Here is a 9155-nt window from a genome sequence, read left to right as displayed (position 1 = left end):
TCGGCTCCAAGTCTAGGTACTGGTTGTTGGTTATTCTTTACCAGATTGGGAGTTTCACCCAATTATATATTATGCACCGAACTGGCGCACCCTCAACGTTGCTTATTATAGCATATAAATAGCCTCATTTCTTATGAATTATAGGATATAGTATAACATTCCCAAAATTTCACATAGATATAATTAATAAGTATTAAAAAGCAAAGTCACCATTTTTAAACACTGTAATCTCTTTTCCATCTTGCGTTGTCCCAATGATTTCTAAGTCTTCTGTTCCAAACATAAAATCTACATGTATCATCGAATTATTTGATCCAACAGCATCTAATTGTTCCTGAGTCATTGTTGTTCCATCTTTTACATTCATTGGATATGCTCTACCTAATGCAATATGACAAGATGCATTTTCATCATATAACGTGTTGTAGAATAAGATATTACTCATAGAAATTGGCGAGTGGTATGGAACAAGTGCAATTTCACCTGTATAGCTACTTCCTTCATCAAACTCAATTAGTGACTGTAAAACATCTTCATTGTTTTCTGCTTTATACTCGACTACTTTTCCATCCTTGAACGTTAGTTCAAATTGATTAATTAAACTTCCATTGTAACTAAGCGGTTTCGTACTGACAACTTTACCATTCATTCCATATTTATATGGCATCGTGAAAACTTCTTCTGTTGGCATATTTGCATTAAACATTACACCACCAGGTGTTGCTTCATCTCCACCTGCCCAAATATGATCTTTTACTAGTTCAACAGTTAAATCCGTTCCTAATTCATTTTTGAAATGTAGTGACTTGAAGTTATAGTCATTCATAATATTTACGTATTTACGTAAGTTTTCATCGTGTTCTTTCCAAAACTCGATTGGATCATTATCTTCAAGTACCTGTACGCTGTTACAAATTGCATCACCCAATTTGATCATTGCAACTTCTTCAGGTTCATTTGGGAATACTTTTTTTGCCCAATCGACGTTTGGATACCCTACAATACTCCATTGAACTTTACTTGCCATTGTAATTTCACTAGATTCTCTAAATGCTTTTTGACGTGCAATTCCTACTTCTTGTAATTTTGTAGCATCTAGTCCAGCCATTACTTCTGGAATTTCACTTACGATGTGCAAAATACATCCACCATTACGTAATGGTGCAACTTTTTGTTCTACTAAGTAATCAGGGATATCAGTCAAAGTTTCTACACTTTGGTATTCATAATGCATACGATTAATTTTTTCATCATAGAAGTTTACAATCACTTCTTTTGCTCCTGCTTCATAACCTTCTTTTACACAGGCTTCAATCATATCTCTTGTATTCACTGGTGCATTAATCACCATTGTTTGTCCTGGTTGTACATTAACCCCAGAGCGTACTGCTAATTTTGCATACTTTTCTATAATTGTTTTACTTAACATAAATAAACCTCTTTTCATTAGATATATTATAGTTCAAACATAGTTTAGAAACAATGTACATCTTAGAATGCACATCATTCTTTGGCATCAAAAAAGACGCATACTTGTGTACACGCCTTCATTTCTACTATTGACCAGCTTTTGCTTCACGCATTAAGTTTTTACGATCAACTAAAGTTAATCCTTTTTTACGTAAACGAATGTCATCTGGTGTAATCTCTACTAATTCATCATCATTGATAAATTCTAGTGCTTCTTCCAAAGACATTTGTTTGTGTGGTGTAAGTTTCATTGCATCATCATTTCCACTTGAACGAATCGCTGTTAACTTTTTATTCTTGATTGGATTTACATCCATATCTAAGTTACGAGCACTTTGCCCAATAATCATTCCTTCATATACAGGTGTTTGAGGTCCAATAAACAATTGTCCACGTTCTTGGATATTCCAAAGCGCATATGTCATTGATTTACCTGTTGCACTTGATACAAGTGCACCATTGGCACGTTGTTGAATATCACCTTTAAATGGTTCAAATCCAGCAATACGACGTACTAGTGTTCCTTCTCCATGTGTATCATTGATAAATTCACTACGGTATCCTAACAATCCACGTGTAGGAACATTAAATACAACCTTTGCAAAATCGTTTTCTTCAGTTAAATCAACCATAACCCCTTTACGTAAGTTTAGTTTATTAATTACTGTTCCACTATATTCACTTGGAACTAGTGCAATAACTTCTTCTACTGGTTCTACAAGTACACCTTCATCATCACGGTGCATGATAACTTCTGGTTTACTTACTGCAACTTCATATCCTTCACGACGCATGTTTTCAAGTAAGATTGAAATGTGAAGTTCTCCACGTCCACTAACTTTAAACATATCTGCTGAATCTGTTGCTTCTACTTTCAATCCAACATTTACTTCTAATTCTTTATCTAAACGTTCTTTTAGATTTCTTGAAGTAACATAACGTCCACTTTGTCCAGCAAATGGACTTTTATTAACAATAAAGTTCATTGACATTGTTGGTTCTTCAACATGAATCATTTCCATTGGTAATAGATGATCCATATCTTGACATAGTGTTTCTCCAATTGAAATATCCGGAATACCTGCAATTACAACCATTTCTCCACTACAAGCTTCATCAACTTTGTTTTTTGATAGTCCTTGGTAAATTTGCACCTGACTTACTTGCGCACGTCGGCTATTTCCTAAACTATCACAAACAATAACTTGTTGTGCTGCTTTCAATGTTCCTTGGTAAATACGACCAATTGCTAAACGACCAACATATTCATCATATGCTAGTGCACTTACTTGCATTTGTAATGGTTCCTCATCTAAGTTTGGATATACATCACAGTGTTGAACTATTGTTTCAAACAATGGTTCAATGTTTTCACTAGGCGTTTGCATATCATATTGCACGATACCTTCTCTAGCAATTCCATATAATATAGGGAAGTCTAATTGTTCATCGTTTGCATTAAGTTCTAAGAATAGTTCATATACCATATCTACAACTTCTTCTGCTCTTTGGTCACGTTTATCAATCTTATTAATTAATAGGATTGGCTTTAATCCGATTTCCAATGATTTTTGTAATACAAATCGAGTTTGTGGCATTGGTCCTTCACTTGAGTCAACCAATAGTATTACTGTATCAACTGTATGGATAATACGTTCTACCTCACTAGAAAAATCAGCATGGCCTGGTGTGTCCACAATGTTAATTTTAATATCTTTATACATAATCGAACAGTTTTTAGAATAGATCGTAATTCCACGTTCTCTTTCTAAATCATTCGAATCCATCACGCAATCAACTACATCTTCATTTTGTCTAAATTGTCCACTTTGTCTTAAAAAAGCATCAACAAGTGTACTTTTACCCGCATCAACGTGAGCGATAACGGCTAAGTTTATAATTTTTTTATGTTCCATAGGCTTTATTCCTCGCTAACTCAATTACTATACAACTTTTATGTCATTAACACTAGTATTTTTTTGACTTTCATAGTAGGATTTGAGTTATGAGATATAAGTATGAAAATAAAAAGAGGAAATATCGAAAAATGAAACCGCGTGTGGGACGCATTGCTATTCTAGTCGTTATCATGATTGCGATAGTCGGTTTAAGTGTGTTTGGTGTAAAGAGTTTAATGGGAATCTTAAACCCACCAAAACCTAATCCGATAGCATTATATGTAAAGGATACAAGTTTATTTAACGAGAAAGCGAGAAATGCTAAAGAAGTTGTACTTCGCGACTTTGCAATAGGTAAAGAATTGCCAAGACATAAACCACTTCCTGCAGACATGAAAATTGCATGTCTAACATTTGATGATGGACCAGGATATGAAAGCACAGATTATTTATTAGGTGTACTAAAGAAATATGATATCAAAGCAACATTCTTTGTCTTAGGTAGTAAAGCTGAGCAAAACCCAGAAATGCTTAAAAAGATTATTAAGGCAGGTCACGAAGTTGCTAGTCACTCCTACGACCATCCTGATTTAACAAAATTAAGTCCCGCAGAAGTGAAACAACAACTCGATAGAACAGATGAAGCAATCCGTAAAGCAGGTGGTAAAACTACAACGCTATTACGTCCTCCATACGGTAATTACAGTAAAGAGATTGAAGAAACAATTGGTAAAGACATTTTCCTATGGACAGTTGATAGTAACGACTGGCGTTTTAAAGGTGACCCACAAGGATCTGCTGATACTGTACTGGGAACTGTTCAGCCACAAGCAGTAATTCTATATCATGACATTTACGATAGCAGCGTAAAATCAGCAGAAATCGTAATTCCAAAACTAAAAGAAATGGGATATGAATTTGTTACTGCAAGTAAGTACATGGAACTAACTGGAGAATACTAACATGCTATTAGAAGGAAATATTTCAGTTAAAGCAGCATTGTTATCTCCATATCGTAATGTAAAGAAAATCATAGTTGATAAAAAGAAAAAAAGTAAAGATAGTGGATACATCATCTTCAAGGCAAAAGAACAAGGTGTTCCAGTTGAATCCATCACACGCGAGAAAATCGATGAAATGGCAAGTGGAAAAACCCATGGTGGGATGCTAGCAGAAGTTGAAGATCGAATCTATCAAAATGTAGATGACATTAAAAATGATGACTTTGTAGCATTTGTGGAAGGAATCGAAGATCCATTTAATTTTGGATATATCATTCGTTCACTTTATGCAGCTGGATGCAGTTGTATAATCACAAATGAAAGAAATTGGTCAAATGCTGCTACAACTGTTACAAAAGCAAGTGCAGGAGCAAGTGAGTACATTAAACACATCACAACATCTAATGTGGCAGATACACTTGAAGAACTACAAACTGCTGGTTTTGAAGTTGTTGCAGCTGCACGTGATGATCATGCTATAGAAATGTATGATTATGACTTCAATAAAAAAGTATGTATTTGCATCGGTGGTGAAAAACGAGGTCTTACGAAAGATGTACTCGAACTAAGTAACCAACATGTATACATACCTTATAATACAGATTTTAAAAACGCACTTAATGCAGTTGCTGCATCTACGATATTATCATTTGAAATTCTTAGACAAAGAAGGGCAAACACTCCTAATTAGGAATATTTACCCTTCTTTTAATATTTCATTTATGCGTTTTAGAATCTTTGAATTATCATATTCATAATCATTTAACGATTTCTTACATGAACTTATTTCTTCTGGATGCATAAGTACATCTTTTAATTGCTGATATAATCCTTCTTCACTATTCTCGCATATCCAACCATTAACATTTGGTTTTATTGACATCTGACTTGCAGATGTATCCGTTGCTAATACAGGTACATGAAGGATAAATGACTCACTAATTACCGTTCCAAAAGCTTCAGAATATGAGGGTAACAGCAAGAAATCATATTGTTTCATCTCTGCATATGGATTATCTATATTTCCTTCCATATAAATTACATCATGTAAATTCAAATCATGTATTTGTTTAACTACATTATCAAATAATGGACCATCACCAAACACATGCACTTTTACTTGATTTAATAGTTTCTCTTTTTGTAATCTAGCAAATACATCAACCATACGCCCATATCCTTTTACTGGATGCGCTCGTCCAACAACAACTATATTAATATCTTCATTTTGAATTGCCACTTTACTTTGTGCGCTAGCGAGTTGCTTGATTCGCTTTGTGTCCATAGCTATCGGAATAACTTCCGTGATGTTATCTAAATGATAGATTTCATTAAATTCTTTTACTACATTAGTTGCAACTCCAACAATATGATCAAATTTCGGTAAAAGTTCTTCAAACAATTTTTGATATTTCTCTGTTGGATTAAACGTTCCATAAGCACTGTGTAACCAGTGAATTTTCTTTGGCGTGTCTCCGTATGCTGTAAATATCGCTGTAAACCCATCTTTATATGCAACTTCTACATCATAGGATTTATGCATAAATTTCTTCCGTTCCTTTGGAATCACCTTTTTTATTCGCCCCGTTTTTAAATCAAATATAACTTTCAACTTTCGCAATAACGTTTTTACACTCTTTGATTGAATAGCTTCTTTCAATGTATAATCAATTGCTTCAAAATATGGTGAACCATAGTATACATGCACATCTTTTGGAAGATGTTTTAACATAGAACCTTTATCGTGTAATATAAGCACATCAATTTGGAACTCATCACGATTTAAAAGGTGGATTAGATCATTTAACACGACCGATACTCCACCCATTTCTCTTTCATCGACTACAAATAATACATTTCTTTTCATATACTTACTTCCCAAATCCAAATGCTAAAAATGACATAATTGCAAAGTACAAGATAAAAGCACCACTCATAAATAAGCGACGTTGCCAATCTTCAATTTGCATGTAGAAGAACTTTTTCATATCAGACCTCCATTAGTCGACAAATAAGTACCCACAGTAAATATAAATCATATCGTTCCAAAAGTAATTTGGATTAAATAATTGAAATACAACATTACTTGTTTGAAGTGTAATTACATTTAATTGAATTAAAGTCATAAACACAACAAGTAACACTGCAACGATTTTCTTGTATGGACTACCTGAAAAGCTTTTCTTTGAGAACACATTTAGTGTTGCCCCAAAGATAATCAATGCAACAATCTTTAAATATAAGTAAAAGTTTGTGACAAAGAATGTAGCAGGATTTGCCCAAAACGCAATGAGTGCACAAACAACTATGACAAGTGCTGGTACTCCCAATTTACGAAGATCACCCATTAAGCTTCAACCTCAACCTTTTCCATGACATCACCATTATGCATGTTTCTTACAGCTCCCATGTTATCTGTAACTTGACCAAAAACTGTATGAACACCATCTAAGTGTGGTTGTGCATCGTGAACAATAAAGAATTGGCAACAACCTGTATCTTTTCCGCGGTGTGCCATTGATAAAGCACCTTCCACGTGTTTGTGTGGATTTCCTTCTGTTTCACATGTAATTGTGTAACCTAAATCTCCTGTTCCATTTCCATTTGGACATCCACCTTGAGAAACAAAACCAGGAATTACACGGTGAAATGTTTTTCCATTGTAATATCCATCATTAATCAATTTCACGAAGTTCGCAACTGTTTTCGGTGCATCTTCATTGTATAAAACAAAAGGAATTTCAGCTCCATTTTGCATCGTAATTTTTCCGTTAATCATATTTATACCTCACTTAACTATGTTAGATATTATATCACAAGATTCGCATAAATCTTTTCGAAGAATAGATTTGTAGTTTACGACCTTTAAATATTTTATTGCCTAGTACACCAGCAAACTCTACATGTTCAATAATATTGACTGGACCACTCATGATTTTATCAAACACCATACGTGTATCATATAAATACAATTGTAGGTAATCTGCAAGCATTGTCTCTACACGTTCCATTCCATGAACACCCATTGAGAGTGGTCTAACACTACTGATTACATCGATATTCGTTTGCTTCATATAGTTCTCACCCAGCCAGCTTTCACGCGCTCCACTATCAAAACCAAAAATACTTGCCTGTTTGTTTGAATCAATCACGATACATGTTGGAAATGCAGACGGTATAAAGTTTTGAATCGGAAACTCTTCTTGTGGTTCAATCATTGAAAAGGTTTTATGTACATCATCTAATTCAAAATCTAAATGACTCAAGACATCCCAACCTAGAATCCCATCAAAATCCATCAGATTTATTTTTACTAAAGGAATCGTAAAGTGTTTATTATCAATCACAACAAATGGTTGGTTTTGCAGTTCCACTGAACCAAAATATACACGTTCTACAGAAACTGTTTTTGCTTTTGCTCGTTTTCCTCCAAAGCTTCCCATTTCCATATCGTGATTTGTAGGAGTTGATTTCACAAGTGCTAATGAACTTTCAAAAAGTACACTACACTGTGCACCGGTATCAATCAACATCGATACTGCCTTTCCTTGAATCAAAACATCACATACATATAAGCCCACCTTGTCTTGTTTCATTTTCATTGTGAATGTTGGTGTATGTTTGATTATTTTTCGATCTTTGAAAAATGCACGACCATCATATGTTTTTTTACTTTCCATCAGTTGTGGTTCATACATTTCAAAGCATTTCTTAATTGTTTCTTTTTCTTTATCTGAGTAACTAAATGTTTTTTCTACTCTTGTCTTAGCGTTAACTATCATATTGAAATTATAACATGTTATACTAAGAATATCGGAGGATAAACTAACTATGAAAACAAATAAAGAAAAACTTGTTATGCATTCATTGATTGGAAAGATTCATCACCCAACAGGTAGAGGATACCGTGTGGGCTATGATGGTAAAGGAAGAATCATCCCAGCTGTAGGAGGAATCACATATAATTTCCAAATCGGTGATTCTTGTATGGGAATTGTTGGTGACCACGTAGAACCAGGTGTATCAATCCAAAACCCAAACAAAGATGAAAATCCTGCACTTCAATTATTTAGCTGTGTTGGAAATAAAGTTCGTATCACAAGTGGAGATGCAAAAGGAAAAACAGGAGTTATCACTGGAACACATGGTGGAATTGAACATGCATTTGTTTACTTTGATGAAGATGTGTTAGATTTTCTTAGTGGAGATGAAACGATGTTAGTTAAAGGATATGGTCAAGGACTAGCAATTGAAGAATTTCCAAACATTAAAGTGATGAACTTAGATCCAGAATTATTTGAAATCATGGAAGCAAAAGAGTTTCTTCGTGAAGAAGAAAACCATTTAAAAATTGGAGTTACCCACATTATCCCAGCTTGCTTAATGGGATCAGGATTAGGTGCTAGTGCTCTTGAAAGTGGTGACTATGATATCATGACGCAAGATGAAGACATGAATAAACAATACAAACTTGATACATTACGTTTTGGTGATATTGTTGCTATCGAAGATCATAACGGGTTTAATGGTCCACACTATAAAAAAGGTTCTTGGATCATTGGGGTAATTGTTCACAGTGATTCTTACACTTCAGGACACGGTCCAGGTGTATGTGCATTATTTACATCAAATGATGATAGTATTGTTCCATTCATCGACAAACAAGCAAATCTTAAAAACTTTATTAAGTAATTAAAAAGTAGGCGACTGAATTACTTCAATCGCCCCTTATCAAACCGTACGTACGCTACTAACGTATACGGCTTTCCAACATGTTTCGACAGTT

General features: G+C 34.3%; 9 protein-coding genes. 3 read left to right on the top strand and 6 right to left on the bottom strand.

The features are described 5' to 3' along the window. Positions 1-193: 193 nt before the first annotated feature. Positions 194-1429, bottom strand: coding sequence for an aminopeptidase (locus tag EDD63_RS10970; protein WP_134171358.1), 1236 nt, complete (start codon positions 1427-1429; stop codon positions 194-196). 127 nt (positions 1430-1556) lie between these two features. Continuing rightward, the gene (gene typA, locus EDD63_RS10965; RefSeq protein ID WP_134171357.1) at positions 1557-3386 is read right to left on the bottom strand and encodes a translational GTPase TypA; all 1830 of its coding nucleotides are present in this window, start codon (positions 3384-3386) and stop codon (positions 1557-1559) included. Between the two features lie 89 nt (positions 3387-3475). Here typA and EDD63_RS10960 point away from each other — a divergent pair, with 89 nt between their 5' ends. Together EDD63_RS10960 and EDD63_RS10955 are read left to right on the top strand one after the other, a co-directional pair. Then, positions 3476-4330 carry a polysaccharide deacetylase family protein gene (locus EDD63_RS10960; RefSeq protein ID WP_134171356.1) on the top strand — a complete coding sequence of 285 codons (855 nt, stop codon included), beginning with the start codon at positions 3476-3478 and terminating at the stop codon, positions 4328-4330. A 1-nt stretch (position 4331) separates the two neighbouring features. Next, complete coding sequence (locus EDD63_RS10955; protein ID WP_134171355.1) at positions 4332-5060, top strand: TrmH family RNA methyltransferase; 729 nt, start codon at positions 4332-4334, stop codon at positions 5058-5060. 6 nt (positions 5061-5066) lie between these two features. Here the strand turns inward: EDD63_RS10955 and EDD63_RS10950 are convergent, their stop codons facing one another. From EDD63_RS10950 to EDD63_RS10935, 4 genes are all read right to left on the bottom strand, one after another. After that, positions 5067-6236 (bottom strand): glycosyltransferase, encoded by a 1170-nt coding sequence (locus EDD63_RS10950; protein WP_134171354.1) that lies wholly within the window; start codon positions 6234-6236, stop codon positions 5067-5069. Between the two features lie 133 nt (positions 6237-6369). Further along, a complete protein-coding gene (locus tag EDD63_RS10945) occupies positions 6370-6717 on the bottom strand; it encodes a hypothetical protein (RefSeq protein ID WP_134171353.1) in 348 nt (115 codons plus the stop codon). Beyond that, positions 6717-7148 (bottom strand): peptidylprolyl isomerase, encoded by a 432-nt coding sequence (locus EDD63_RS10940; RefSeq protein ID WP_134171352.1) that lies wholly within the window; start codon positions 7146-7148, stop codon positions 6717-6719. The genes EDD63_RS10945 and EDD63_RS10940 overlap by 1 nt, the downstream gene beginning before the upstream one ends. A gap of 34 nt (positions 7149-7182) precedes the next feature. Beyond that, on the bottom strand, positions 7183-8151 hold the full coding sequence (locus tag EDD63_RS10935) for a retropepsin-like aspartic protease (RefSeq protein WP_134171351.1): 969 nt from the start codon (positions 8149-8151) through the stop codon (positions 7183-7185). A 49-nt stretch (positions 8152-8200) separates the two neighbouring features. On the opposite strand from EDD63_RS10935, the gene EDD63_RS10930 reads away from it, so the two are divergent. Continuing rightward, the gene (locus EDD63_RS10930) at positions 8201-9061 is read left to right on the top strand and encodes a DUF4438 domain-containing protein (RefSeq protein WP_134171350.1); all 861 of its coding nucleotides are present in this window, start codon (positions 8201-8203) and stop codon (positions 9059-9061) included. Positions 9062-9155 lie beyond the last annotated feature (94 nt).

Source organism: Breznakia blatticola (assembly GCF_004365815.1).
GTDB lineage: Bacteria > Bacillota_I > Bacilli_A > Erysipelotrichales > Erysipelotrichaceae > Breznakia > Breznakia blatticola.
The sequence above is the reverse complement of the archived record's forward strand: the minus strand, read 5'-3'. Positions and strand labels throughout refer to the sequence as shown.

Excerpts from the sequence above, each read along its gene's own strand:
- EDD63_RS10960 (WP_134171356.1), top strand. The coding sequence starts at position 3,476 with ATGAGATATAAGTATGAAAATAAAAAGAGGAAATATCGAAAAATGAAA.
- EDD63_RS10940 (WP_134171352.1), bottom strand. The coding sequence starts at position 7,148 with ATGATTAACGGAAAAATTACGATGCAAAATGGAGCTGAAATTCCTTTT.
- EDD63_RS10930 (WP_134171350.1), top strand. The coding sequence starts at position 8,201 with ATGAAAACAAATAAAGAAAAACTTGTTATGCATTCATTGATTGGAAAG.
- EDD63_RS10945 (WP_134171353.1), bottom strand. The coding sequence starts at position 6,717 with ATGGGTGATCTTCGTAAATTGGGAGTACCAGCACTTGTCATAGTTGTT.
- EDD63_RS10950 (WP_134171354.1), bottom strand. The coding sequence starts at position 6,236 with ATGAAAAGAAATGTATTATTTGTAGTCGATGAAAGAGAAATGGGTGGA.
- EDD63_RS10955 (WP_134171355.1), top strand. The coding sequence starts at position 4,332 with ATGCTATTAGAAGGAAATATTTCAGTTAAAGCAGCATTGTTATCTCCA.
- typA (WP_134171357.1), bottom strand. The coding sequence starts at position 3,386 with ATGGAACATAAAAAAATTATAAACTTAGCCGTTATCGCTCACGTTGAT.
- EDD63_RS10970 (WP_134171358.1), bottom strand. The coding sequence starts at position 1,429 with ATGTTAAGTAAAACAATTATAGAAAAGTATGCAAAATTAGCAGTACGC.
- EDD63_RS10935 (WP_134171351.1), bottom strand. The coding sequence starts at position 8,151 with ATGATAGTTAACGCTAAGACAAGAGTAGAAAAAACATTTAGTTACTCA.